This is a genomic window from Streptomyces sp. NRRL WC-3618, from assembly GCF_001280005.1.
Classification (GTDB): domain Bacteria; phylum Actinomycetota; class Actinomycetes; order Streptomycetales; family Streptomycetaceae; genus Streptomyces.
In genome coordinates this window covers 1-24,650 of sequence record NZ_LGDW01000023.1, presented here as the reverse complement: position 1 = coordinate 24,650, position 24,650 = coordinate 1, and the positions used below count along the sequence as shown (strand labels likewise).

Below are 24,650 nucleotides of genomic sequence, written 5' to 3'. Positions count from 1 at the left end.
GGGGTGAACGGGTAGGGGGGAACGGGCGGGTGCGAACAGGTAGGGGGAACGGGCGGGTGCGAACAGGTAGGGGGAACGGGTGGTGGGGGGAACGGGTGCGCCAGTCGGTCAGCGCGGCGTGAAGTCCTGGTTGCTGCCTGCCGTGTTCTTGCACGACCACTGGTCGAGCTGCTGCCCGGCCTTGCCACCGCCGCCGTAGGCGTCCAGGCACAGGCCGCTGTTCTGGTTCTGGAAGGAGTACGAACCGTCCGACTGCCGTACCGGCAGCCACAGACCGGCCGCCGCCGAACTCGGGGCCTGCTGCACGATGTTGGGTACGCCGGCGGCCGTGGAACCGCCGGACACCGCCACCACCAGCCCTGAGCTCTGCGCCTGCAACTGCCCGTAGCCGCCCGAGGCCGGCACGAACTGGAACTGCTGGTTGCCCTGCCCGTTGCAGGTCCACTCGGCGATCGCGGCGCCCGCGCTGCCGGAGTTGCCGTACACGTCCAGGCACAAGCCGCCCGCGCCGACCACCAGTTGGTGGTAGCCACCGGGGAAGCCCCCGCCACCGTCGCCCGCCGGCAACAGGCCGGCCTGCTGGATGACCTGGCGGGCGCCCTGCGGCCAGTTGGTGCCGCTGACCTGGACGTTGCCGGTCAGGACGTTGTTGTGTGGCGGGCCGGTGGCCACGTACGTGTTGCCGCCGTTGTACCAGTTGCCGGAGAACGTGCTGTCGTCGGTGTGGTTGTTCGCGTTGGCGTTGGTGAGCGCCCAGTTGCTCGCGTCCTGCACCACGTTGTTGGCCACCCTCAGGTACCGGGAGCCCTCGTCGAGGTACAGCGCGGTGGTGCGGTTGTTGTCGTACATGTAGTTGTCGGAGATCACCGAGCCGGGAGCCGCCGACAGGCTGTAGATGCTGCCGCCGTCGAACATCGCGTTCTTGGTGTCGAAGACCAGGTTGTGCGTGACGATGTTGTTCTTCAGCGTCGTCGGCGTGCTGTAGACCGGCTGGTAGTTGTACGTGCCCCGGTTGACGTAGTCCTGACTGCCACCGGGGTCGTTCATCCCCCAGCCCCAGCCGATGTCGATCCCGTCGTAGGGCAGATGGTCCGTCTGGTTGTGGGTGATCGTCGCGTTCGTGACGTAGGTGGACAGGATCCCCGTGGTCTCCTTGTAGTCCGTGCCCACCCCGCTGACCTTGTTGTTGCTGATGGTGATGTTCTGGTTGGTCATCCGCGGGTTGCTCGGGTGGTGCGCGTCCGGCAGGATCCCGCCGACCTGGATACCGCTGCCGGAGAGGTCGGTGAACGTGTTGCCGGTGATGGTGACACCGCTCGCGCCGAGTCCGGTGCCGGAGGCGGTGGCGACGGAGTCGTTGCCCACGCCCAGTCCGACCTGCCCGAGTCCGGAGAAGGTGTTGCCGGAGAAGGTGATGCCGCTCGCGGCGGAGACCTGGACGGCCGCGGGCATCTGCTCCCAGTGATTACGGGTGGCCTCGAACTGCGTGCACCCCGACTTGCAGGTGCTCAGCCAGTTGGCGGGCATCGCGAAGGCACCGGTGATGTGCGCGCCGCTCTGCTGGTCCGCGTATCCGTCGGGTCCGCTCGGGCCGAGCCAGGAGGTCCCGGTGAACCGGAGGCCGGCGAAGGCCAGTCCGGTCGCCGGTGAGGCGTAGCTGCCACTCACGCCGAGCAGACTCTGCAGCCGGGGCAGTTCGACGCTGAGGCTGTTCGGGTCCTGCCCCTGCTCGGCCCGGTAGTACAGGTCGCCGGTGGACGAGTCGAGATACCACTGCCCGGCCTGCCGCAGGAACGCGTAGTTGTTCTGCAGGTACATCGTCCCGCCGGCGAACGGCGCGTTGACGGTGTCGTAGCCCCAGGAGTTGTTGTTCCACGCGGGCTGCTGCATGGTGATGGTTCTGCCGCTGATCGACTGGACCGGCGCGTAGCGGTCGGTGAAGGAGTTGACGCTCTCGACTTCCATGTGGCTCTGGTCCGTGAGGCCGGCCAGGTAGTCGAGGGAGGAGTCGGTGACGGTCAGGCCGGTCTGCGTGAAGGTGAAGCCGGAGCGGGGTACCTGGATCGCCGCCCGGGGGGCGCCCTTGCCGTTCACGTACAACTGGCGGGAGTTGACTCCGGTGCCGACATGGACCGACCAGATGCTCTTGGACTGATCATGCACCTGCCAACCGGTGATGCGCTGGGCACCGGACAGGACCGGCTGCTGCCCGGCCACGGCCCGATAGGTGATGGTGTGCCCGTTCTGGCCGCCGTCGTCGGAGCCGAAGGTCAGGGGCCTGGACAGCCGGTAGGTGCCTCCGGCCAGGTGCACGGCGACGTCGGAGTCGGCCGAGAGCCGGTGCGCGGGCTGCCGCGCCTGGTCGACGGTGGCGAACGGCCGCCCGGCGCTGCCGTCCCCGCCCGGTGCCGCGTCGGGCGCCACATACAGGTCGGCGACCGCCGCCGGACGTTCCATCGGTGCGCCGTACGCGACCCCTGTGGTGACCGGACTGCCGACCAGCAGGGCGAGCAGAGCGATGGGGGCGGCCCACAGGCCGTGGACCGTTCTGGCTCTGGACATGGTCATCCTCCGGTGGGGGGCGCGTGTGGCCCTGCGGACCTCGACCTTGCGGTAGTGCCTCGACGTAGGGCGAAGCCACCTCCGCCACCACCCGGCCGGGTGGTGGCGGCGGCGCCGACAAATGCGGAAGCGCTTGAACATGCCGTACTGAAGCGGGGATTGCAGAGAGGTTTCGGGGGGAGACGGTCCTCCCGGTCCCACAGAGCTGTCAAGGAGACGGAGTCCCTTCCCGTGAACCTTGTCGCGAATCGATTCGACGGCTGATTCCCGTGGTTTGCAAGCCGTCGGTACCGTCGAAAAGTTGCGACGCCGCTGCGGCGCTGGGCGGCGCGACCGCCGGTCGTGCGGCCCTCGTGGCGCGCGCGGGCGAGTCCGACAGGCGGGCGCGGCACACCAGGCTGACCCGCCATCACACTGGTGAACAGGGATTTGTCCGCGCCAGACCCCGGTCACGGGAAGCCGGTTCACCAGGCCTGCCCGAGCCGGCCGCCCTCGACCGGGAAGGGAAACTGCCTTCGTCTCCGGGGACTTCTTTGATCCTGCGCCGCGACGGTCCGGCCTTCCGTCGAGGGGCCGGCGCGGAACCGATTCGCTCCACGCCTCCCCGAAAACTCCTCCCCCGGGCCGCGAGAGCTGTCATAGGTTGGCATACGACTTGCCGGCAACGACAGCGAATTCAGGGGGAGTCATGGCCACCTACTCGATCTCCGTCAGGCTGCGGCGCACGACCGTCGAGGAGCGGTACGTCTCGGTCCCGGTCACCGACGCGATGATGCGGACGCAGCCGGACGACGACGGCGCCTACCACCTCGACGGGGAGAAGGTGCTCGCCGCCGCGGTCGAACTCGGCCAGGATGACACCGGTTGGCTGCCGGAGGACCGACAGATCACGGTCCATCCGTTCCAGAAGAGTCCGCACGACGCGTAAGCCCTCGGTCGACTCCGCGCAGGAGCCGACCCGGGGGCCGTCAGACCTCGTCGCGGGTCAGGGCCAGCAGCCGGTCGAGGACCCGGGGGCCGCCCGCTCGCACGCCGTCGTGCTCGAACTCGTCCGTCACCCAGGTCCGCAGCCCCCGGACCGCCCGCGCGGTCACCAGGGCGTGGCCCGTGTCCACGTACATGTCGTCGTGGTAGACGGCCGCGGCGACCGGGACCTCGTTGACGGCGAGTCGGGAACGGTCGTACAGGGGCGGCCAGTCGGTGTGGGCGGCGAGGAGTTCGGCGGTGTCGCGCAGGGGGCGCAGGGCCGGGTCGACGTCGAACATCCAGGGGTGGACCGACTCGCCCGTGAACAGCAACGGGCCGTCGTCCGCCAGGGACTTGCCCGCGTCGAACTGCGGGAACTCGGCGCGCGTGCGCTCGGCGGACCAGTTGGTGGGGCGGCCGTCCTGGCCGTAGATGGCCTCGTGGACGAGGGCGTACAGCGGATGGCCGGCGTACGACAGGAGGCCCTGGGCCTCCTCCAGGAACGCGTCGGACAGGGCCGGGCCCGCAGGGGTGCGGACGAAGGCGTCCTCGATGAGGTAGTGCAGCCGGTGGCTGCCCTCGCCGCCGCCGAGGAGGATGCCGAGGGACTGGAAGGCCTCGACGGTCAGCCGGTAGCCGTTCGGCAGCAGCGGCTCGTGCGTGATCACGTACTCGGCGATCCGCCGCGCCCGTTCGACGTCCTGCGGGTAACGCGCGTAGTGCGCGGCGACCTTGCGTTCGATACGGGGATAGGCGGCCCGGTAGACGTCGTCCGCGTGCCCGTCCAGGGAGGGAAGGCCGCCGGTGATCAGGGCGGCGGTCAGGCCCTCGGGTGCCGTCGAGAGATAGTTCACCGCGCAGAAGCCGCCGAAGCTCTGGCCGAGGACGGTCCAGGGGGCGCCGCCGGTGACCGAGGGGCGTATGGCCTCGCAGTCCCGGACGATCGAGTCCGCGCGGAAGCGGGTCAGATAGGCGGCCTGTTCGGCGGGCCCGCCGCGCAGCGGGAGCGTCTGGCGGTTGGCGGGAGTGGAGGCGCCGGTGCCCCGCTGGTCCAGCAGCAGGACGCGGAACTCCTCGAGGGCGCGGCCGAGCCAGGCACCCCGGCCGACGAAACGATTCGCGCCGAATCCGGGCCCGCCCTGGAGGTAGAGCAGCCACGGCAGGCCGTCCCGGTGCGCGCTGTCACCGGCGGCGACCTCGCGGGCGTACAGCTCGATGGTCTCGCCCGCGGGGTCGTCGTGGTCCAGGGGCACGGTGAAACGGCGGTCGGTGAGGACGACACCGGGCTGGCGGTAGCTGACGGTCAACGGGGCTCCCGAGACGGTTGGATTCCAGGCCGCCCAGTTCAGCACATGCCCGGGGCGGTGCCGAGAGCCGGGATCAGGAGGACGCGCGGAATTCCGTACTGAATCCCGGTTCAGCGCGTCGGCAGGCTGGACCGGCGCACCACCAGCTCCGGCTGGAGTACGACCCTGCGGTGGGTGTGGCGTTTCGCGCCGGACTCCGCCTCGGTCTCGGTCTCGGTCTCCTCCAGGAGGAGTTCCGCGGCCAGGGCGCCCATGGTCACGGCGGGCTGGCGTACGGAGGTGAGCGGGACGGCTGCCGCTGCGGCGAACTCGATGTCGTCGTAGCCGACGATCGCAAGGTCGTCGGGGACACCGACACCGGCGGCGTACATGGCCTGAAGGACGCCGAGGGCGAGCAGGTCGTTGGCGCAGAACACGGCGGTCGGACGGTCGGCGAGGCCCAGGAGGCGGGCGCCCGCGTCCCGGCCCGCGGCCACGTCGAGGCGCTCGGTGGGCAGCTCGCGCAGCACCGTGGGGCTGAGGCCGGCCTCGGCGAGCGCGTTCAGGGCGCCCGTGCGGCGGTCGCGCACCTGGTTGAAGCCGGGAGGTCCGCTGACGTACGCGATGGAGCGGTGTCCCGCGTCGACGAGATGGCGGACGGCGAGTGCGCCGCCCGCGACGTCGTCCACGGACACCGAGCACTCGGTGGTGCCCTCGGCGACCCGGTCGACGAGGACGAAGGGGATGCCGTGGCGGCGGAACGCCTCGATGTTGCGGCCGGTCGCGTCGGCCGGGGTGAGCAGTACTCCGCGCACCCGCTGCTCGGCGAAGAGCGACAGGTAGTCGGCCTCCTCGGAGGCGCTCTGCGCGCTGTTGCAGACCATCACTCCGAGCCCGGCGTTCCGGGCGGCCCGCTCGGCACCGCGTGCCACGTCCACGAAGAAGGGGTTGCCCATGTCGAGGACGAGCAGCCCCATGATGCGGCTGCGCCCGGCGCGCAGCTGACGGGCCGACTCGCTGCGGACGTAGCCGAGGCGGTCGATGGCGGACAGCACACGGGCCCGGGTCTCGGTGGCGACCGAGTCCGGGCGGTTGATGACGTTCGAGACCGTGCCCACCGAGACTCCGGCGACGCGTGCGACGTCCTTGATACCCACCGGCTGGGCCATCAGGCGGGGACCTCCAGGGAAACGAACGGTGGCGGGCAGGCCTTTACATTAGCCGCCTGCCCGCCCTTGACTAATCCGCTGGTCACTCCGGTCATTCCGGTCACGCGGGCAGCCGGAAGTCGACGACATGGAGCGCCGAGGGGGTCGTACCGCTCGACTTCTCCTGGTAGAGGACGGACAGGACGTTGTCCTGGGCCACCCGCGTCTCGTCGATCACCACCTCACCGAAGGCGTTCAGTCCGCTGCCGTCGAACAGCACCGCCCAGTCGGTGTAGCCGGAGGACTTCGAGGCGCCGGCAATCCGCCCGAAGGGGAAGATGGCGTAGGCGTTGTCGTACTTGTCGAGGACCAACTTGGTGCGCTGGCTGGAGTTGAGGGGGACCGGGATCTCGGTCTTCTGCCAGGTGCCGGCGGAGTTCTTGCGCAGATGGAAGGCGCGGCCGTTGGCGGTGCGGTTGGTGACGTAGTTGGTGGTGCACTGGCCGAAGCGGCCGGGTACGTAGCTGATGATCGCGTGCGGCAGCCCGGACGAGTCGGTGAACTGGCTCTCCTGGTTCATCAGGGAGTGGTCCGGGTTCAGCGCGTCGACCACCAGGCCGCTGTCGGTGACGGCGACCTTGTCCGAACCACCCGTCGTGCCGACGAGCGTGCCCGCGTTGTTGCGCCAGGTGCGGCCCCGGTCGTCGGAGTAGACGTAACCGGTGTCGTGGTTGGTGATGCCGCCGCTGTTGCACATGACGGCGCCGTTCTGCTCGCGCCAGGTGAAGAACGAGTGCAGGCGGCCGTTCCGGTCGTAGTCGATGCCGTGCAGGTACATGTTGCGGACCGTCGACGAGCCGTGCTCGCTGGTGTACGTGCCGGTGGAACTGGACCACTCGCCGAGGTCGGTCCAGGACGTGCCGTCGTACTCGGCGATGGCGTTGCGGCCGTTGCCGGAGATGCCGACGCGGTAGCTGAGCTGGAGCTTGCCGTCGGGCAGCGAGACGAACTGCGGGTAGGTGAACTGCGAGGTGAGCGCGAGTCCGTCGAGCGTCGACTGGGGTGCGCCGAAGCGGGCCGCGGTCCAGCTGAGGCCGGCCGGGTTGTCCATGAGCCCGGCCACCGACTTGAGGTAGGTGAAGCCGTCGCTGTGCGAGTCCATGTTGAGGTGGAGGCGGCCGTCGGTCCTGGAGACGCCCATGGAGATGACGTTGTGCGAGTCGCTCGCCTTGAGGGTGTGCCCGACCTGGACCGTCGACCAGGTGCTGCCGCCGAGGACCCGGCGGCCGACGACGGCGTTCTTGTCGGCGGTGTACCAGACGGCGTACTGGTAGCCCTTGTAGGTCAGCAGGCCGTTCTTCTGGAACGAGTTGTTGTTGACCAGGCCGTCGTAGGAGACGAAGAAGACGGCCTGGGAGTCGAGCGTGGTGGTGCCGGTCCGGGTGACCGAGGGGCCGGGGTCGGCGGCGCGGGCGCTGCCGACGCCGAAGGCGGGGGAAATCACGGCACCGGCGAGGGCGGCGCCCATCAACGTACGTCTTTTCATCTCGGGGACTCCGTTGTCTTGCGAGGTGAGAGCGGGTGAGTGAGGGGGATCAGGCGAGGTGGAACACCTCGGTGAGGGGCTTCATGGCCTCGTCGGGACGGGCGCCGTCCAGCGATTCGAAGAACGGCGCCATCTCCGCCTGCCAACGGGCGTTGATCTCGGCGGCTTCCATGCCGGCCTGGGCGGCGGCGAAGTCCTCGGTCTCCAAGTAGCCGACGAGCAGGCCGTCTTGGCGCAGGAAGAGCGAGTAGTTGTGCCAGCCGGTGGCCGAGAGTGCGTCGAGCATCTCGGGCCACACTGCGGCGTGCCGCTCGCGGTACTCGTCGAGGCGGTCCGCCCGGACCTTCAGCAGAAAGCACACGCGTTGCATCAACAGCCCCCGGGGAATCAGAAGTTGAAATGGTCGATGTTGTCCTTGGTGAACACGGTCGGCTTGCCCAGGCTGATCACGCCGTCCTTGCCGATCGTGTACTCACCCATGTCGCCGGCCTTGAAGGTCTCGCCCTCCGCGCCGGCGATCTGACCCGAGACCAGCGCGACAGCGGTGTACGCGGCCAGCTCGCCGAGCTTCGCCGGGTCCCACAGCTCGAAGCCCTCGACGGTGCCGTTCTTGACGTACTTGCGCATGTCGTTGGGGGTGCCGAGGCCGGTCAGCTTGACCTTGCCCTTGTACTTCGAGCCGGACAGGTACTGGGCGGCGGCCTTGATGCCGACGGTGGTCGGGGAGATGATCCCCTTGAGGTTCGGGTACTCCTGGAGGAGGCCCTGGGTCTGCTGGAAGGACTGCTGGGCGTCGTCGTTGCCGTACGCGACCTTGACCAGCTTGACGTCCTTGTACTTCGGGTCCTTCAGCTCGTCCTTCATGAAGTCGATCCAGGTGTTCTGGTTCGTCGCGGTCTGCGCCGCGGACAGGATCGCGATCTCGCCCTTGTAGCCGATCTGCTCGGCGAGCAGCTGCACCTCGGTACGGCCCAGGTCCTCAGCGCTGGCCTGCGAGACGAAGGCGTTACGACAGTCGGTCTTGGTGTCCGAGTCGTAGGTGACGACCTTGATGTCGTTCTTCATGGCCTGCTTGAGCGCGGTGCACAGGGCGCCCGGGTCCTGCGCGGACACGGCCATCGCGTCGACCTGCTGCTGGGTGAGAGTGTTGACGTACGACACCTGGCCGGAGGTGTCGGTGGCGCTGGACGGCCCGACCTCCTTGTAGCTGGAGCCCAGGGTCTTCAGCGCGGCCTCGCCTCCCTTGTCGGCGGAGGTGAAGTACGGGTTGTTGACCTGCTTGGGCAGGAAGCCGACGGTCAGGCCCTTCTTGGTGGCCGCGTTCGGGTCGGCCTTGCCGGTCGCGGCGGCCGAGGCGCCCTCGTTCTTGACGTCGTTCTTGGTGGTCCCACCGCAGGCGGTGAGCGCCAGAGCGAGCGAGGTGGCCGCGGCGAGAGCCGCGGAGGCACGGCGGACGGATGACTTGCGCATGAGGGTTCCTTTGAACAGAGGGTAAGTGAACGCGCCCGATAGGGGCGCGGGGAACTGCGCGACCAGCCACAGCGGACCCGCAGCAGACGAACGACCTTTTTACGTAAGCCTTGAGGACGCCCTGGCCAGTGACACCTGCCGAGCGACCCGAGGTCCCAGCACGGACAGCACCAGCAGGACACCGGTGACGACGATCTGCGACTGGGCCGAGACATCCTGAAGGCTCATCACGTTCTGCAGCGCACCGAGCAGGAACACTCCGGCAATCGCACCGCCGAGCGTCCCCTTGCCCCCGTCGAAGTCGATGCCACCCAGCAACACGGCGGCGATGACGGAGAGTTCGAGCCCGGTCGCGTTGTCATAGCGAGCGCTGGCGTAGTGCAGTGCCCAGAAGATTCCGGTGAGGGAGGCCGTGAGACCGGTCACCGTGAACAGGATCAGCTTGTGCCGCTTGACCCGGATACCGGCGAAGCGGGCGGCCTCCTCGCTCGCGCCGATCGCGAACAGCGAGCGGCCGAACGGGGTGGCGTGCAGCGCGACCACGGCGACCGCGAGCAGCACGATGAAGGGGAAGAAGGCGTACGGGACGAAGGTGTCCCCGATGCGTCCGGCCGCGAAGTCCAGGTACTGGGTGGGAAAGTCGGTCACCGCGTCGGAGCCGAGCACGATCTGTGCGATGCCCCGGTAGGCGGCCATGGTGCCGATGGTGACGGCGAGGGAGGGCAGCCCGAGCCGGGTGACGAGCAGCCCGTTGACCAGTCCGCAGCCGGCGCCCAGGACCAGGCAGATCGGGATGATCACCTCGATCGTCAGGCCCTGGTTCCACAGCGCGCCCATCACCGCGCCGGACAGGCCGGCCGTGGAGGCGACGGACAGATCGATCTCGCCGGAGACGACGAGGAGGGTCATGGGCAGCGCGACGAGCGCGATCGGGAGGGTGTTGCCGATCAGGAAGGACAGGTTGAGCCCGTTGCCGAACCCGTCCACGAACCCGAAGGACAGCAGCAGGACGACGAGGAGGAGGGCGCCGACGGCCGAATCCCACCTTTTCAAGGAGGACCCGCGGACGGCACGCGCGAGCGAGAAGTCAGCCATGGCGGGCGTTCCTCTTCTTCAGTGCGGACGCCACGCGCAGGGCGACGATCCGGTCGACCGCGATGGCGAGGATGAGCAGGATGCCGTTGATGGCCATGACCCACACCGAGCTGACGCCGAGGGCGGGCAGCACGCTGTTGATGGAGGTCAGCAGCAGCGCGCCGAGCGCCGCCCCGTAGACGCTGCCGGAGCCGCCGGTGAAGACGACGCCGCCGACCACGACCGCGCTGACGACGGTGAGTTCGTACCCGTTGCCCGTGCTGGAGTCGACGTTGCCGAACCGTGCGAGGTAGAGCGCGCCGGCGAGTCCGGCGAGGGCGCCGCAGAAGGTGTACGAGATGAGGATCCGCTTGCGTACGGGGATGCCGGCGAGCCGGGCGGCCTCGGGGTTGGAGCCGAGGGCGTACAGCTCGCGGCCGCTGCCGAACTGCCGGAGGTAGTAGGCGGTCGCGATGAGCACGGCGAGCGCGATCAGCGCGAGGTACGGCACCGCGGAGATACCGCCGGAGCCGAAGTCGACGAAGCCGTCCGGGAGGTCGGCCGCCGTGATCTGCCGGGAGCCGACCCAGATGGAGTCGATGCCGCGGATGATGTAGAGCGTGCCGAGGGTGACGACGAGGGCGGGTACCTGGCCGAAGCTGACGAGCAGTCCGTTGAGGAGCCCGAAGCCGATGCCGAGCAGGACGGCCAGGGCGATGGCCACGACGGGGTTTCCGCCGCCCTGGAGGTAGATGCCCGCGGCGAAGGCGCTGATGCCGAGGGTGGAGCCGACCGACAGGTCGACGTTGCGGGTGACGACCACGAGCGACTGGCCGGTGGCGACCAGGACCAGGATCGTCGCGTTCAGCAGCAGGTCCTTGATGCCCTGCTCGGACAGGAACTCGCTGTTGCCGGCCTGGGTGACGGCGATCATCACCAGGAAGACCAGCAGGATGGCGAGTTCGCGCATCCTGAACACGCGGTCCACCAGCCGGGTGCCGCTGGACTTGGGCACCTCGGCGGTGGGGGCGGGGTTGGGGGCGGTCACCGTCATGCGGCGGCCCTCCCGGTGGCTGCGGCCATCACCGTTTCCTCGGTTGCTTCGGAGCGCGGGATCTCAGCGGTGAGGCGGCCCTCGTGCATCACGAGCACGCGGTCGGCCATACCGAGGATCTCGGGCAGGTCGGAGGAGATCATCAGAATGGCCACACCGTCGGCGGCCAGTTCGCTGAGCAGGCGGTGCACCTCGGCCTTCGTACCGACGTCGATGCCCCGGGTGGGCTCGTCGACGATCAGCACCCTGGGGCCGGTGGCGAGCCACTTGGCCAGGACGACCTTCTGCTGGTTGCCGCCGGACAGGGTGTTGACGGTGTCGGCGATGCGGGCGTACTTCACCTGGAGCTTGACGGCCCAGTCCAGGGAGCGGCTGCGCTCGGCGCCCCGGTCCATGAGTCCGGCCCTGACGGTCGTACGCAGGCCGGTGAGGCCGATGTTCCGCTCGATGGACATGTCCATCACCAGGCCCTGGGCCCGCCGGTCCTCGGGGACGAGGGCAAGCCCGGCGGCCATGGCCGTGGAGGGCGCTCCGTTCGTCAGGATCCTGCCGTCCACCTCGACCTCGCCCGCGTCCCAGCGGTCGATGCCGAAGACGGCACGGGCCACCTCGGTACGGCCGGCGCCGACGAGTCCGGCGAGGCCCACGATCTCGCCGTGCCGCACGTCGAAGGAGACGTCGGTGAAGACGCCCTCGCGGGTCAGGCGGCGCACGCTGAGGGCGACCTCGCCTGCCTCGACGTCCTGCTTCGGGTAGAGCTCGTCGAGATCGCGGCCGACCATCCGGCGTACGAGATCGTCCTCGGTCATGCCGTCCAGCGGCTCACTGGCGATCCAGGCGCCGTCACGCAGGGTCGTCACCCGCTGGCAGATCTTGAAGATCTCCTCCAGCCGGTGCGAGATGAACAGCACGGCGGCGCCCTGTTCGCGCAGGGTGCGGACGACGCCGAAGAGACGGGCGACCTCGCTGCCGGTGAGGGCGGCGGTCGGCTCGTCCATGATCAGGACGCGGGCGTCGAAGGAGAGGGCCTTGGCGATCTCGACGATCTGCTGGTCCGCGATGGACAGGCCGCGCGCGGGGCGGTCCGGGTCCAGTTCGACGCCGAGACGCCGCATCAGGGCGGCGGTCGCCGCGTGGGTGGCCTTGTGGTCGATCCTGCCGAGGGCGCGCCGGGGCTGGCGGCCCATGAAGATGTTCTCGGCGATCGACAGGTCCGGGAAGAGCGTGGGCTCCTGGTAGATCACGGCGATACCCGCGTCGCGGGCGTCGCCGGGGCCGTGGAAGGCGACGGGTGCGCCGTCGAGCAGCACTTGGCCGGCGTCCGGTCGGTGCACCCCGGCGAGCGTCTTGATGAGGGTCGACTTGCCGGCGCCGTTCTCTCCGGCGAGTGCGTGCACTTCGCCGGGAAACAGTTCCAGGGAGACGTCCCGCAGGGCACGCACCGCACCGAAGGACTTCGAGATGTCCTCGAGTGCCAGCACAGGGGCCGGCCCCGGGTCGGACGGGTGGGTCATGAGGGCTCCTCGACGACGCCTGTGGGTCTGGCCTCACGACGTCGTGAAAGGTTTCAACTGGGTTGCCGGGACGTTAGGCATGGGAGCCATGTCACGTCAATGGGTCCGTGTCGAAATTCTTTCGATAATCGAAGGTCACAGGCAAGACACGGCAGGCCGAATCGACCAGAGGGCTTGACACCCCTTCGGGCGGCTCATAGCTTCCCGTTCTGAATCGTTTCATCAGTTCGCCGTTCAGCGCGCCGTTTCCCAGCAGTCGTCGTTCCGACCCGATGCCACAGGAGTCCTGAAGTGACCGAGCTCAGCGCGGTGAAGGCCGCTCTCAAGAACCAGGCCATCGAAACCCCGTCGTGGGCCTACGGGAACTCGGGGACCCGTTTCAAGGTGTTCGCACAGCCCGGCGTTCCCCGCGACCCCTTCGAGAAGCTCGACGACGCCGCCCAGGTGCACGCCGTCACCGGGGTCGCGCCGACCGTCGCCCTGCACATTCCGTGGGACAAGGTCGACGGCTCCGACGGATACGCGGACCTGGCCAAGTACGCCGAGGAGCGCGGCCTGAAGCTGGGCGCGATCAACTCGAACACCTTCCAGGACGACGACTACAAGCTGGGCAGCGTCTGCCACCCGGACGCGGTAGTGCGGCGCAAGGCGCTCGGCCATCTGCTCGAATGCGTCGACATCATGGACGCCACCGGGTCGAAGGACCTGAAGCTGTGGTTCGCCGACGGGACGAACTACCCCGGTCAGGACGACATCCGTGAGCGCCAGGACCGGCTCTCCGAGGCGCTGGCCGCGGTGTACGAGCGGCTCGGCGACGACCAGCGGATGCTCCTCGAGTACAAGTTCTTCGAGCCGGCCTTCTACGCCACCGACGTCCCGGACTGGGGCACGGCGTACGCGCACTGCCTCAAGCTCGGCCCGAAGGCGCAGGTCGTGGTCGACACCGGGCACCACGCGCCAGGCACCAACATCGAGTTCATCGTCGCCACGCTGCTGCGGGAGGGGAAGCTCGGCGCGTTCGACTTCAACTCGCGGTTCTACGCGGACGACGACCTGATGGTCGGCTCGGCGGACCCGTTCCAGCTGTTCCGGATCATGTACGAGGTGATCAGGGGTGGGGGGTTCGTGCCGGAGGTGGCGTTCATGCTGGACCAGTGCCACAACATCGAGGCGAAGATTCCGGCGATCATCCGGTCGGTGATGAATGTGCAGGAGGCGACGGCCAAGGCACTCCTTGTTGACGCGTCGGCGTTGGCTGCTGCGCAGCGGGCCGGGGATGTACTGGCCGCCAACGCGGTGCTGATGGACGCGTACAACACGGATGTTCGGCCGTTGCTTGCGGAGGTTCGGGGGGAGATGGGGTTGGACGGGGACCCGATCTCTGCGTATGCCCGGTCCGGGTGGGGTTCCAAGATTGCTGCGGAGCGGGTTGGTGGGGAGCAGGCGGGGTGGGGCGCGTAGGTCCTGGGTCTCGTCTGCCTGGTTCGGTTGGTTGCAGGCTTTCGGTCGTCTGTGGTTGATCGCGCAGTTCCCCGCGCCCCTGAAGGGGCGCTCGTCCTCCCCCTCGTTGAAAACGTCACGTAAGGATTGATCACGTCATGGCAACCCATCCCGAAGCCGCCGCCCTTCTCGCCCGGTCCCGTCGGCTTGGTGCTGACCCCCGTAATACGAACTACGCCGGTGGGAACACGTCCGCCAAGGGGACCGACATCGATCCCGTCACCGGTGGTGATGTGGAGCTGATGTGGGTCAAGGGGTCCGGGGGTGACCTGGGGACCCTGACCGAGGGCGGGCTGGCCGTGTTGCGGCTCGACCGGCTGCACGCGCTCAAGGGGGTGTATCCGGGCGTGGAGCGCGAGGACGAGATGGTCGCCGCCTTCGACTACTGCCTGCACGGGAAGGGCGGGGCGGCGCCGTCCATCGACACCGCCATGCACGGGCTCGTCGACGCGGCGCACGTGGATCACCTGCACCCCGACTCCGGTATCGCGCTGGCCTGCGCCGCCGACGGGGAGAAGCTGACCGCCGAGTGTTTCGGGGACACCGTGGTGTGGGTGCCGTGGCGGCGGCCCGGGTTCCAGCTCGGGCTGGACATCGCCGCCGTGAAGGCCGCCAATCCGCAGGCCGTCGGGTGCGTCCTCGGCGGACACGGCGTCACCGCCTGGGGCGACACCGCCGAGGAGTGCGAGCAGAACTCGCTGCACATCATCCGTACCGCCGAGGCGTTCCTCGCCGAGCGGGGGAAGGCCGAGCCGTTCGGCCCGGTGATCGAGGGGTACGCCGCCCTCGCGCCCGAGGAGCGGCGGGAGCGGGCCGCCGCGCTCGCCCCGTATGTGCGGGCCATCGCCTCGCGGGACAAGCCGCAGGTCGGGCACTACACCGACACGGACGTCGTGCTGGACTTCATGTCACGCGCCGAGCACCCGCGCCTGGCCGCACTCGGCACCTCCTGCCCGGACCACTTCCTGCGCACCAAGGTCAGGCCGCTCGTCCTCGATCTGCCGGCCTCCGCCCCCCTCGACGAGGTGATCGCGCGGCTCAGGGAGCTGCACGCCGAGTACCGCGAGGAGTACGCCGCCTACTACGAGCGCAACGCCCTGCCCGACTCCCCCGCGCTGCGCGGCGCCGACCCCGCGATCGTGCTGATCCCAGGCGTGGGCATGTTCAGCTTCGGCAAGGACAAGCAGACCGCGCGCGTGGCCGGCGAGTTCTACGTCAACGCGATCAACGTGATGCACGGGGCCGAGGCGGTCTCGACGTACGCGCCGATCGAGGAGTCGGAGAAGTTCCGCATCGAGTACTGGGCCCTGGAGGAGGCGAAGCTCCGGCGGATGCCCAGGCCGAAGGCGCTGGCCACCCGGGTGGCGCTGGTGACGGGGGCGGGCAGTGGCATCGGGAAGGCCATCGCCGAGCGGCTGGTCGCCGAGGGCGCCTGTGTGGTCGTCGCCGATCTCCACGCGGAGAACGCGGCGGCGGTGGCCGAGGAGCTCGGTGGGCCTGACAGGGCCGTCGCCGTCACCGTGGACGTGACGTCGGAGGAGCAGATCGCCGAGGCGTTCCGGGCCGCTGTGCTGGCCTTCGGCGGGGTGGATCTCGTCGTCAACAACGCGGGGATCTCCATCTCCAAGCCGCTGCTGGAGACCACGGCGCGGGACTGGGACCTGCAGCACGACATCATGGCGCGCGGGTCGTTCCTCGTCTCGCGGGAGGCGGCGCGCGTGCTGATCGCGCAGGAGCTGGGCGGCGACATCGTCTACATCGCGTCGAAGAACGCCGTCTTCGCCGGGCCGAACAACATCGCCTACTCCGCGACCAAGGCCGACCAGGCGCACCAGGTGCGGCTGCTGGCCGCCGAGCTGGGCGAGCACGGTATCCGCGTCAACGGCGTCAACCCCGACGGCGTCGTGCGTGGCTCCGGGATCTTCGCGGCCGGCTGGGGTGCGCAGCGTGCGGCGACGTACGGGATCGCGGAGGAGAAGCTCGGCGAGTTCTACGCGCAGCGGACCATCCTCAAGCGCGAGGTGCTGCCCGAGCATGTGGCGGGCGCCGTGTTCGCGCTGACCGGCGGCGACCTCACGCACACCACGGGGCTGCATGTCCCGGTCGATGCCGGCGTCGCCGCCGCCTTCCTGCGATGAGGTCTCGCTTGCCGCCGGCCCGGGGGTGAAGCCGCTGGGCGAGCAGGCGCCGGCGATGCGTGAGTTTCGCCCCCGCCGCCCCTACCCGTTCCCATCCCTTGGGGCTGCGCCCCCCGACCCCCCTTTTCGCGCTGAACGCGCTCGTCCTCAAACGCCGGACGGGCTGAAACGGACCGTCCCATGGGCATGAAGTCGTACGCCGCGGTCGATCTCGGCGCGTCCAGTGGACGCGTCATGGTCGGCCGCGTCGGGCCGGGCACGCTGGAGCTGGTCGAGGCGCACCGGTTCGTGAACCGGCCCGTGCGGGTACCCGAGGGGCTGCGCTGGGATGTTCTCGCGCTGTACTCGGGTGTCCTCGACGGGCTGCGGGCCGCTGGGCAGGTCGACTCCGTCGGCATCGACAGCTGGGCCGTGGACTACGGGCTGCTGGATGCCGACGGCGCCCTGCTCGGCAACCCGGTGCACTACCGCGACGTCCGCACCGAGGGGGTCGCTCAGAAGGTGTGGGCGTCCGTCCCGGCCGCCGAGCTGTACGCGGCGACCGGGCTCCAGTACGCGCCCTTCAACACCCTCTACCAGCTGGCGGCGGCCCGTGGCACCCGTCAACTGGCCGCCGCCCAACGGCTGTTGCTCATCCCCGACCTGCTGACGTACTGGCTGACGGGCGAGGCCGGCACCGAGCTGACCAACGCGTCCACCACCCAGCTGATCGATCCCCGCACCCGCGACTGGGCGCATGACATCGCGCGGAGACTGGACATCGACCTCGGGCTGTTCGCACCGCTGCGCCGGCCCGGGGATCCGGCGGGCGTGCTGCGGGCCGAGGTCCTGGAGGAGACCGGGCTGACCGGGCCGGTGCCGGTCACCACGGTCGGGTCCCACGACACGGCGTCAGCGGTGGCGGCCGTGCCGGCCGTGGACGAACGGTTCGCCTACATCTGCACCGGCACCTGGTCCCTGGCGGGCCTGGAACTGGACGCGCCCGTCCTCTCCGAGGAGAGCCGGGCCGCCAACTTCACCAACGAGCTGGGGCTCGACGGCACGGTCCGCTATCTGCGCAACATCATGGGGTTGTGGCTGCTCCAGGAGTGCGTACGGGCCTGGGGAAACCCGGAGCTGGGCGACCTGCTGCGGGCGGCGGCCGAGGCGCCGGGGCTGCGGTCCGTGGTGGACGCGGGGGACGCCGCGTTCCTGGCGCCCGGGCGGATGCCGGAGAGGATCGCCGAGGCCTGCCGGGCCTCCGGGCAGCCGGTGCCCGAGACGCCGGGCGAGATCACCCGCTGCATCCTCGACTCCCTCGCCCTCGCGCACCGGCGGGCGGTGGCGGACGCCCAGCGGCTCGCCGGGCACAGTGTCGACGCCGTGCACATCGTCGGGGGCGGGACGCGCAACGCGCTGCTGTGCCGGCTCACCGCCGATGCGTGCGGGCTGCCGGTGGTGGCGGGCCCGACGGAGGCCGCCGCGCTCGGCAACGTCCTCGTCCAGGCGAGGACCCACGGGCTTGTCGGCGACCGTACGGACATGCGGCGGCTGCTCGCCCGTACCCAGCCGCTGACCCGCTACGAGCCGGCCGGTGACCCGGGGGCCTGGCGGGCGGCGGAATCCCGGCTGAGCGACGTCCGGTGAGACGGGGACTCCCCCACGGTGCGATCTCCGCGTAATCTGCACTCATCCGATGATCGATCGCTAGGAGCCGCGATGCGTGTCGCACTGTTCCTTACCTGTGTCAACGACACGCTGTATCCCGACACGGGCCGCGCCGTGGTGAAACTGCTGACCAGGCTGGGTGTCGAGGTCGACTTCCCGATGGCGCAGACCTGCTGCGGACAGGCGCACTACAACACGGGGTACCGACATGAGGCCGAGCCGCTGGCCCGTCATTTCTCCGATGTATTCGGGGAGTACGACGCGATCGTGACGCCCTCCGGGTCGTGCGGCGCGATGGTCCGGGAGCTGTATCCACGGATGGGCGAGCGGGCGCGGGCCGAAGGGCGCGGGGACGGCCTCGCGGCCACGCTGGCACCGGTGGTCCCGAAGACGTACGAGCTGACGGAGTTCCTGGTCGACGTGCTGGGGGTGACGGACGTGGGCGCCTACTACCCGCACACCGTCACCTACCACCCGACCTGCCACGGGCTGCGCGGCCTCGGCCTGGCCGACCGGCCGCTGAGGCTGCTCCAGGCAGTGAAGGGGCTGGAGCTGCGTGAGCTGCCCGGTGCCGACGAGTGCTGTGGCTTCGGCGGCACCTTCGCGCTGAAGAACTCCGATGTCTCGGCGGCGATGGGCACCGACAAGGTGCGCAACGCCGAGTCGACGGGGGCGGAGGTGCTGTGCGCCGCCGACAACTCGTGTCTCATGCACATCGGCGGGACCATGACCCGTCTGAGCACCGGTATGCGGCCGGTGCACATCGCGGAGATCCTGGCGAGCACGGAAGAGGAGCCCCTGGCATGAGCGGCACGTTCGTCGGGATGCCGGCCTTCCCCAAGGCGGCCCACGAGGCGGTGGGCAACGAGACGCTTCGCGGCAATCTGCGCCACGCCACCCACACCATCCGTGGCAAACGGGCGAAAGCCGTCGCCGAGCTGTCCGACTGGGCACAGCTGCGCGAGGCCGGCAAACAGATCAAGGACCACACGCTGCGCCATCTCGACCGCTATCTCGTCCAGTTGGAGGAGTCGGTCACGGCGGCGGGCGGCGTCGTGCACTGGGCGGCCGACGCCGACGAGGCCAACCGGATCGTCGTCGAACTGGTGCGGACGACCGGTGAGTCGGAGGTCGTCAAGGTCAAGTCGATGGCCACGCAGGAGATCGGGCTGAACGAGGCCCTGGAGGCCGAGGGCATCCACGCCTACGAGACCGATCTCGCCGAGCTGATCGTGCAGTTGGGCAAGGACCGGCCCTCGCACATCCTCGTCCCGGCCATCCACCGCAACCGGGGCGAGATCCGGGACATCTTCGCGCGCGAGATGAGCGAGTGGGGCCGCCCGGCCCCCGAGGGCCTCACCGACACGCCCGCCGAACTGGCCGAGGCGGCCCGGCTCCACCTCCGGGAGAAGTTCCTGCGCGCCAAGGTGGGCGTTTCCGGCGCGAACTTCATGGTCGCCGAGACCGGCACCCTGGTCGTGGTCGAGTCCGAGGGCAACGGACGGATGTGCCTGACCTTGCCCGAGACGCTGATCTCGGTCGTCGGCATCGAGAAGATCGTGCCGACCTGGCAGGACCTGGAGGTCTTCCTCCAGACCCTCCCCCGCTCCTCGACCGCCGAGCGCATGAACCCGTACACGTCGACCTGGACGGGTACGACGGACGGCGACGGCCCGCAGGTCTTCCACCTGGTCCTGATCGACAACGGCCGCACCGACACCCTCGCCGACGAGGTCGGCCGCCAGGCCCTGCGCTGCATCCGCTGCTCGGCCTGTCTGAACGTCTGCCCGGTGTACGAGCGGGCCGGCGGCCACGCCTACGGCTCCGTCTATCCCGGCCCCATCGGCGCCATCCTCAGCCCTCAACTCCGGGGCACCGAGAGCGAGATCGACGCCTCGCTCCCGTACGCCTCCTCACTGTGCGGAGCCTGCTACGAGGTGTGCCCGGTCGCCATCGACATCCCCGAGGTGCTGGTGCACCTGCGCGAACGCGTCGTCGAGGGCGGTCCGGTCACCCGCGAGGGCAACAAGGTCGTCCTGAAGCCCGCGAAGGGCCACGCCGCCGAACGGGCCGCGATGCGCGCCGCCCGCTGGGCGTTCAGCCACCCCGGCGCCCTGCGCACCGGCCAGCGCCTCGCCTCCCGCACCCGCCGCCTCCACCCCCGCACCCTGCCCGGCCCCGGCAAGGCCTGGAGCGCCACCCGCGATCTGCCGGCCGTACCGGCGGAGCCGTTCCGCGACTGGTGGCAGCGCACCCACGGCGGAAAGGACACCACGAAGTGAACAGCCGCGAACTGATCCTGGGCCGGGTACGGCGCGCACTCGCCGACGTACCCGCCGACGACACGCGGTACGACCAGGCCGTCGACCGCGACTACCTGCGCGAGCACGACGACCGGAGCGCCGAGGAGACCGTCGAACTCCTCGCCGAGAACCTGGCGGACTACCGGGCGATCGTGCACCGCAGCACCACCGACGAGCTCCCGGCGCTGCTCGCCGGGATACTGTCCGCGCACGGCTCGACGTCGGTGGTCGTCCCGCCGGGGCTCCCGCCGCAGTGGCTGTCGGCCACGGACACCCCCCGGGTCGAGGACCGTGCCGTGAGCACCCCGTACGACCTGGACGAGGTCCACAGCGTCGTCACGGCCTGCGCCCTCGCCATCGCCGAGACCGGCACCATCGTTCTGGACGGCGGCCCCGACCAGGGGCGTCGCCGCATCACCCTGGTCCCCGACCATCACATCTGCGTCGTCCGCGTGCCCGACCAGGTCGTCTCCTCCGTGCCGCAGGCCCTCGAACGCCTGGATCCGACACGGCCGTTGACGTGGATCTCCGGTCCGTCGGCGACCAGTGACATCGAACTCGACCGGGTCGAGGGGGTGCACGGTCCACGCACTCTTGAGGTGGTGCTGGTGAGCGACGGCGGGCAGCCGGACGGGGAGGCCGACCCCACCGGCTGATCGGAAGCCCGGCCTGGCCCCGAGTCCGGCGTGGCGGCGGTCGCGTGCGCCGCGTGAACGGGCTTGTGGGCCGGCCTGGGCATGGATATCCATCCCTGGATGCGCTCTTTGACCTGCCGGGCGAGCACGCTCGCCGGGTGCGCGGGGTCCTTCAGTTCGACGAGCCGCGGACAGGAAGGGGCAACCCCGCGTATTGGGCTCGTGGAGCCCTTCTCCAGCCCTCGGCCTTGGCCGCGAAGAGCTGGTGCATCGAACGCCTTCCACGAATTCGTGCGTGACACGAGGGGTGAACAAGCGCTTAGATAGTGCCTCCGATCCTGTTCACGCCGGTGCTGGAGGCCCCGTTGTTCACATCCGTCACCGACGTCTCCGCCCGCCTCGCCGAGACCGGATATCTGGCCTCCCCCGCCGTCGCCACCACGGTCTTCCTGGCCGACCGCCTCGGCAAACCCCTCCTGGTGGAGGGCCCGGCGGGCGTCGGCAAGACCGAGCTCGCCAAGGCCGTCGCCGAGATCGCCGGCGCGGAGCTGATCCGCCTCCAGTGCTACGAGGGCGTCGACGAGTCCAGGGCGTTGTACGAGTGGAACCACGCCAAGCAGCTCCTGCGCATCAGCGCGGGCCGCGACGAGACATGGGACGCGACGCGCACCGACATATTCAGCGAGGAGTTCCTGCTCCCCCGCCCCCTGCTGACCGCCATTCGCGGGGACGCCCCCAAGGTGCTGCTGATCGACGAGACCGACAAGGCGGACGTCGAGGTGGAGGGCCTGCTCCTGGAGGTGCTCTCCGACTTCCAGGTCACGGTCCCCGAGCTGGGCACGATCACCGCGACCCGCCGCCCCTTCGTCGTCCTCACCTCCAACGCCAGCCGCGAGCTGTCCGAGGCCCTGCGCCGCCGCTGCCTGTTCCTCCACATCGGTTTCCCGGACGCCGAGTTGGAGCGCAGGATCGTACGGCTGAAGGTGCCGGAGCTCGACGCGGCGCTGGCCGATTCGGTGGTGCGGGTGGTGGGCGCGCTGCGCGCGATGGACCTGCGCAAGGTGCCGTCGGTCGCCGAGACCATCGACTGGGCGCGCACCCTGCTGGCGCTGGGGGCGGAAACCCTGGACGAGACGGTCGTACGGGACAGCCTGGGCGTTCTCCTCAAGCATCAGGACGACGTCCTCAAGGCGAGCGCCAAGCTGGACCTGGACGCGATTTGAATCCTCCCCCAATCGAAGCAGGGGGATTCCTGGCTCCCGCCGCCTGCGGGTCAGCGATCCAACAGGTCTTCCACGATCAACACCAGCCGGGTTGAAACCAGCCCGGTTTGATACGGCAAAGCTTGGAGGTGCATGTGCTGCCTTGGCTCTCGATCAGCACGGCGTACGCGCTTGGTTCTCGCAACGCACGGCCTGCAGCCTACCCGATCCGGTGGACGGTGTTTCGCCCTGGAGGCGAAATCCTGCTTCCGGCCCTGCTCCGCAGGAGTCCGATTCCTCCCCGGCTCGAAGGCCGGAGCATCCTCGGAGGAACCCGGTGAACGCACCCTCGGCACACGCCATTTCCGGTGCCGGTGTCACGGAACGGCTGACGGGGCTCGTCGGGGCGCTGCGTGCGCACGGTGTGCGGATCGGTACCGGGGAGACCGTGGACGCGGCCCAGGCGGTGGCCGTACTCGGGTTCGCGGACCGGGAGTTGCTGCGCGAAGGACTGGCCGCGACCCTGCTGCACGGCACGGGCCAGCGACCGGTGTTCGACCCGGTCTTCGACCTGTACTTTCCCCGGGGTGTCGGAGCGCCCGGCACACAGCCCGCGGATCGGGACGACCTGCGCGACCGGCTCGCCGCCGCGCTGGCCGCGAACGACCGTGCGCTGCTTGCCCGGTTGGCCGCCGAGGCGGTCGACGGTTTCGGCGGCTACGGCTCCTCACCGGAATCGGACGGCTGGTCGTCGTACCAGACGCTGGACCGGATCCGGCCGCAGACGCTCCTTGCCCGGGTACGGACGAGCCTTCGCGAGGGGACGGCGGACACGGGGTTCGCTGACCGGCTGCTGGAGGACGAGATCCGGCGGCGGATCGAGGAGTTCAGGCGGCTGGTGGGCGCGGAGGCGCGGCGCCGGGTCGCCGAGCGGCGCGGCCGGGACGAGATCGCCCGGCGGGCGGTCGCGCCGACCGCCGACCGGGTCGACTTCCTGGTCGCCGGGCGCGCCCAACTGGCCGAGCTGCGAAGGACGGTTCAGCCACTGGCCCGCAAGCTGGCCACCCGGCTGGCGGCGCGCCGCCGCAAGGCCGCACGCGGCTCGATCGATCTACGGCGCACGGTGCGCGCCTCGCTGTCGACGGGCGGGGTCCCGATGCGGCCCGTACTGCGCCGGCGCCGGCCCGCCCGGCCCGAACTGGTGCTGCTGTGCGATGTGTCGGGCTCGGTGGCCGGTTTCTCCGACTTCACGATGCTGCTGGTGCAGGCGCTGCACGACCAGTTCAGCAAGGTCCGCGTGTTCGCCTTCGTCAATCGTGTCGACGAGGTGACCGGCCTGCTCGTGCACGGCGCCGCCGACGCCGAGGGGCTGGGCGCCCGCATTCGCGCGGAGGCGACGCTGACGGGCTGGCACGGCAGCAGTGACTACGGCGTCGCCCTGGGCGAGTTCACGCAACGGTACGCCGACGCGATCGGTCCGCGCACGACCGTGTTCGTGCTCGGTGACGCCCGTACGAACATGAGCGACCCGAATCTGCCCGCCGTACGGCACCTGGCCGAACGGGCCCGCCGCGTCTACTGGTTGAACCCCGAGGGACGCTCCCAGTGGGGCACGGGCGACTCCGCGGCACCCGCGTACGCCGAGCTGGTGGAGATGCGCGAATGCCGCAACGCACGCCAACTCGGCGCGCTGATCACCCGGTTGCTCCCGGTGTGAGCCAAGTGGCTACGACAGGCCCTAGCTTCCCGCTGCCTTCGCGTAATCCTGTGCCATGCCTCCCGCGAAGTCGTGGACGATGACCTGTTCGTCGCCGACAACCCACGCGTCGTGTCCGGGCGGGCACACGAACACGTCGCCGGGGCCCACTTCGCTCTCGCCGCCGTCATCCATGCGCAGGCGCATCCGGCCCTGGACGACGTAGCCGTTGTGGTGGATCTCGCAGCTCTCCGTGCCCGCGATGGGCCCGACGGACTCGGACCAGCGCCAGCCCGGTTCGAAGGTTCCCACGGCGAAGTCGAGGCCGGTCATGTGTACGGCTTCGATGTGTCCCCGGGGGAAATCGCGCCGCTCGTCCGGCTTCTCGACGGTCTTGATCTCCAGCATGTCTGCTGCCTCCCATTCCCCCGCCATGGCTGTCGGACCCCCCGTCCCCTCCATGGTCCGCCCGTCAAGCCAGGGCCGCCATCCGAGGGACCCCCGGTGCCGGAGAACGGCGCCCCGACCCCCGGCGACAGGCCCTGGGGCTGTCCACGCCTCAGGTCAGTTCGAGCACGCCCCGGCGCACGGCCTCCGAGACGGCCGCCGCCCTGTTGTCGACCTTGAGCTTGCGGTAGACACGCACGAGGTGCGTCTTGATCGTGGCCTCGCTCAGGAACAGTGCCCCGGCGATGGCCCGGTTGCTGAGCCCCTCGGCCATCAGCCGTACGACCTCGATCTCGCGCCCGCTCAACTCCTGCTCGGGGCTGACCACTTGGCCGACGAGTTCGCCGACGATCTCCGGTGCCAGCCCCAGCGCTCCGGCAGCGGCTCCGCGCACCGCGCGGAACAGTTACTCGGGCGGCCCGGCCTTGAGCACATAGCCCCGGGCGCCCGCCTCCAACGCCC

Annotated in this window: 19 protein-coding genes and 1 pseudogene; 9 read left to right on the top strand and 11 right to left on the bottom strand. The window is 69.9% G+C overall.

Annotated elements, in window-relative coordinates; genetic code table 11:
• Positions 1-108: 108 nt before the first annotated feature.
• The gene (locus ADL01_RS04075) at positions 109-2,562 is read right to left on the bottom strand and encodes an RICIN domain-containing protein (protein WP_078960311.1); all 2,454 of its coding nucleotides are present in this window, start codon (positions 2,560-2,562) and stop codon (positions 109-111) included.
• Positions 2,563-3,250: 688 nt separating this feature from the next.
• Here ADL01_RS04075 and ADL01_RS04070 point away from each other — a divergent pair.
• Positions 3,251-3,490, top strand: a complete 240-nt coding sequence (locus tag ADL01_RS04070; RefSeq protein WP_053740480.1) for a hypothetical protein — start codon at positions 3,251-3,253, stop codon at positions 3,488-3,490.
• Positions 3,491-3,530: 40 nt separating this feature from the next.
• Here ADL01_RS04070 and ADL01_RS04065 read toward each other — a convergent pair whose 3' ends face one another.
• From ADL01_RS04065 to ADL01_RS04030, 8 genes are all read right to left on the bottom strand, one after another.
• Complete coding sequence (locus ADL01_RS04065; RefSeq protein WP_053740479.1) at positions 3,531-4,835, bottom strand: alpha/beta fold hydrolase; 1,305 nt, start codon at positions 4,833-4,835, stop codon at positions 3,531-3,533.
• Positions 4,836-4,945: 110 nt separating this feature from the next.
• Complete coding sequence (locus tag ADL01_RS04060) at positions 4,946-5,983, bottom strand: LacI family DNA-binding transcriptional regulator (protein ID WP_053740478.1); 1,038 nt, start codon at positions 5,981-5,983, stop codon at positions 4,946-4,948.
• Positions 5,984-6,083: 100 nt separating this feature from the next.
• A complete protein-coding gene (locus ADL01_RS04055) occupies positions 6,084-7,508 on the bottom strand; it encodes a BNR repeat-containing protein (RefSeq protein ID WP_053740477.1) in 1,425 nt (474 codons plus the stop codon).
• Between the two features lie 49 nt (positions 7,509-7,557).
• Positions 7,558-7,878 (bottom strand): L-rhamnose mutarotase, encoded by a 321-nt coding sequence (locus ADL01_RS04050; protein ID WP_053740476.1) that lies wholly within the window; start codon positions 7,876-7,878, stop codon positions 7,558-7,560.
• Positions 7,879-7,895: 17 nt separating this feature from the next.
• Entirely contained in the window at positions 7,896-8,978 is a 1,083-nt protein-coding gene (gene rhaS, locus ADL01_RS04045) for a rhamnose ABC transporter substrate-binding protein (RefSeq protein WP_053740475.1), read from the bottom strand.
• Between the two features lie 99 nt (positions 8,979-9,077).
• The gene (locus ADL01_RS04040) at positions 9,078-10,073 is read right to left on the bottom strand and encodes an ABC transporter permease (RefSeq protein ID WP_053740474.1); all 996 of its coding nucleotides are present in this window, start codon (positions 10,071-10,073) and stop codon (positions 9,078-9,080) included.
• Positions 10,066-11,106 carry an ABC transporter permease gene (locus ADL01_RS04035; RefSeq protein WP_053740473.1) on the bottom strand — a complete coding sequence of 347 codons (1,041 nt, stop codon included), beginning with the start codon at positions 11,104-11,106 and terminating at the stop codon, positions 10,066-10,068. The genes ADL01_RS04040 and ADL01_RS04035 overlap by 8 nt, the downstream gene beginning before the upstream one ends.
• A complete protein-coding gene (locus tag ADL01_RS04030; protein ID WP_053740472.1) occupies positions 11,103-12,620 on the bottom strand; it encodes a sugar ABC transporter ATP-binding protein in 1,518 nt (505 codons plus the stop codon). The genes ADL01_RS04035 and ADL01_RS04030 overlap by 4 nt, the downstream gene beginning before the upstream one ends.
• A 291-nt stretch (positions 12,621-12,911) precedes the next feature.
• On the opposite strand from ADL01_RS04030, the gene rhaI reads away from it, so the two are divergent.
• The 8 genes from rhaI (at position 12,912) to ADL01_RS03990 (ending at position 23,762) form a co-directional block, all read left to right on the top strand.
• Positions 12,912-14,081 carry an L-rhamnose isomerase gene (gene rhaI, locus ADL01_RS04025; RefSeq protein ID WP_053740471.1) on the top strand — a complete coding sequence of 390 codons (1,170 nt, stop codon included), beginning with the start codon at positions 12,912-12,914 and terminating at the stop codon, positions 14,079-14,081.
• A 137-nt stretch (positions 14,082-14,218) separates the two neighbouring features.
• A complete protein-coding gene (locus tag ADL01_RS04020; protein ID WP_053740470.1) occupies positions 14,219-16,258 on the top strand; it encodes a bifunctional rhamnulose-1-phosphate aldolase/short-chain dehydrogenase in 2,040 nt (679 codons plus the stop codon).
• Positions 16,259-16,444: 186 nt separating this feature from the next.
• On the top strand, positions 16,445-17,884 hold the full coding sequence (locus ADL01_RS04015) for a rhamnulokinase (protein WP_053740483.1): 1,440 nt from the start codon (positions 16,445-16,447) through the stop codon (positions 17,882-17,884).
• A gap of 72 nt (positions 17,885-17,956) precedes the next feature.
• Positions 17,957-18,712, top strand: coding sequence for a (Fe-S)-binding protein (locus ADL01_RS04010; protein ID WP_053740469.1), 756 nt, complete (start codon positions 17,957-17,959; stop codon positions 18,710-18,712).
• Positions 18,709-20,187 (top strand): LutB/LldF family L-lactate oxidation iron-sulfur protein, encoded by a 1,479-nt coding sequence (locus ADL01_RS04005; protein ID WP_053740468.1) that lies wholly within the window; start codon positions 18,709-18,711, stop codon positions 20,185-20,187. Before ADL01_RS04010 ends, ADL01_RS04005 begins: the two co-directional genes overlap by 4 nt.
• A complete protein-coding gene (locus ADL01_RS04000) occupies positions 20,184-20,864 on the top strand; it encodes a LutC/YkgG family protein (RefSeq protein ID WP_053740467.1) in 681 nt (226 codons plus the stop codon). The genes ADL01_RS04005 and ADL01_RS04000 overlap by 4 nt, the downstream gene beginning before the upstream one ends.
• Before the next feature lie 344 nt (positions 20,865-21,208).
• Positions 21,209-22,066: an AAA family ATPase gene (locus tag ADL01_RS03995; protein WP_053740482.1), complete on the top strand. Its 858-nt coding sequence runs from the start codon at positions 21,209-21,211 to the stop codon at positions 22,064-22,066.
• A gap of 316 nt (positions 22,067-22,382) precedes the next feature.
• Positions 22,383-23,762 carry a vWA domain-containing protein gene (locus ADL01_RS03990; RefSeq protein ID WP_234354490.1) on the top strand — a complete coding sequence of 460 codons (1,380 nt, stop codon included), beginning with the start codon at positions 22,383-22,385 and terminating at the stop codon, positions 23,760-23,762.
• Positions 23,763-23,783: 21 nt separating this feature from the next.
• Here ADL01_RS03990 and ADL01_RS03985 read toward each other — a convergent pair whose 3' ends face one another.
• Both ADL01_RS03985 and ADL01_RS03980 read right to left on the bottom strand, forming a co-directional pair.
• Positions 23,784-24,149: a cupin domain-containing protein gene (locus ADL01_RS03985; protein WP_053740466.1), complete on the bottom strand. Its 366-nt coding sequence runs from the start codon at positions 24,147-24,149 to the stop codon at positions 23,784-23,786.
• 151 nt (positions 24,150-24,300) lie between these two features.
• Positions 24,301-24,650: pseudogene (locus ADL01_RS03980) on the bottom strand (LuxR C-terminal-related transcriptional regulator); the annotation flags it as partial.

What these genes read in the sequence shown, in the direction of transcription:
- ADL01_RS04060 (WP_053740478.1), bottom strand. Translation starts at nt 5,983, where the DNA reads ATGGCCCAGCCGGTGGGTATCAAGGACGTCGCACGCGTCGCCGGAGTC.
- ADL01_RS04010 (WP_053740469.1), top strand. Translation starts at nt 17,957, where the DNA reads ATGCGTGTCGCACTGTTCCTTACCTGTGTCAACGACACGCTGTATCCC.
- ADL01_RS04020 (WP_053740470.1), top strand. Translation starts at nt 14,219, where the DNA reads ATGGCAACCCATCCCGAAGCCGCCGCCCTTCTCGCCCGGTCCCGTCGG.
- rhaS (WP_053740475.1), bottom strand. Translation starts at nt 8,978, where the DNA reads ATGCGCAAGTCATCCGTCCGCCGTGCCTCCGCGGCTCTCGCCGCGGCC.
- ADL01_RS04015 (WP_053740483.1), top strand. Translation starts at nt 16,445, where the DNA reads ATGAAGTCGTACGCCGCGGTCGATCTCGGCGCGTCCAGTGGACGCGTC.
- ADL01_RS04040 (WP_053740474.1), bottom strand. Translation starts at nt 10,073, where the DNA reads ATGGCTGACTTCTCGCTCGCGCGTGCCGTCCGCGGGTCCTCCTTGAAA.
- ADL01_RS04030 (WP_053740472.1), bottom strand. Translation starts at nt 12,620, where the DNA reads ATGACCCACCCGTCCGACCCGGGGCCGGCCCCTGTGCTGGCACTCGAG.
- ADL01_RS04070 (WP_053740480.1), top strand. Translation starts at nt 3,251, where the DNA reads ATGGCCACCTACTCGATCTCCGTCAGGCTGCGGCGCACGACCGTCGAG.
- ADL01_RS03985 (WP_053740466.1), bottom strand. Translation starts at nt 24,149, where the DNA reads ATGCTGGAGATCAAGACCGTCGAGAAGCCGGACGAGCGGCGCGATTTC.
- ADL01_RS04075 (WP_078960311.1), bottom strand. Translation starts at nt 2,562, where the DNA reads ATGTCCAGAGCCAGAACGGTCCACGGCCTGTGGGCCGCCCCCATCGCT.
- ADL01_RS04050 (WP_053740476.1), bottom strand. Translation starts at nt 7,878, where the DNA reads ATGCAACGCGTGTGCTTTCTGCTGAAGGTCCGGGCGGACCGCCTCGAC.
- ADL01_RS04005 (WP_053740468.1), top strand. Translation starts at nt 18,709, where the DNA reads ATGAGCGGCACGTTCGTCGGGATGCCGGCCTTCCCCAAGGCGGCCCAC.
- ADL01_RS04055 (WP_053740477.1), bottom strand. Translation starts at nt 7,508, where the DNA reads ATGAAAAGACGTACGTTGATGGGCGCCGCCCTCGCCGGTGCCGTGATT.
- ADL01_RS04035 (WP_053740473.1), bottom strand. Translation starts at nt 11,106, where the DNA reads ATGACGGTGACCGCCCCCAACCCCGCCCCCACCGCCGAGGTGCCCAAG.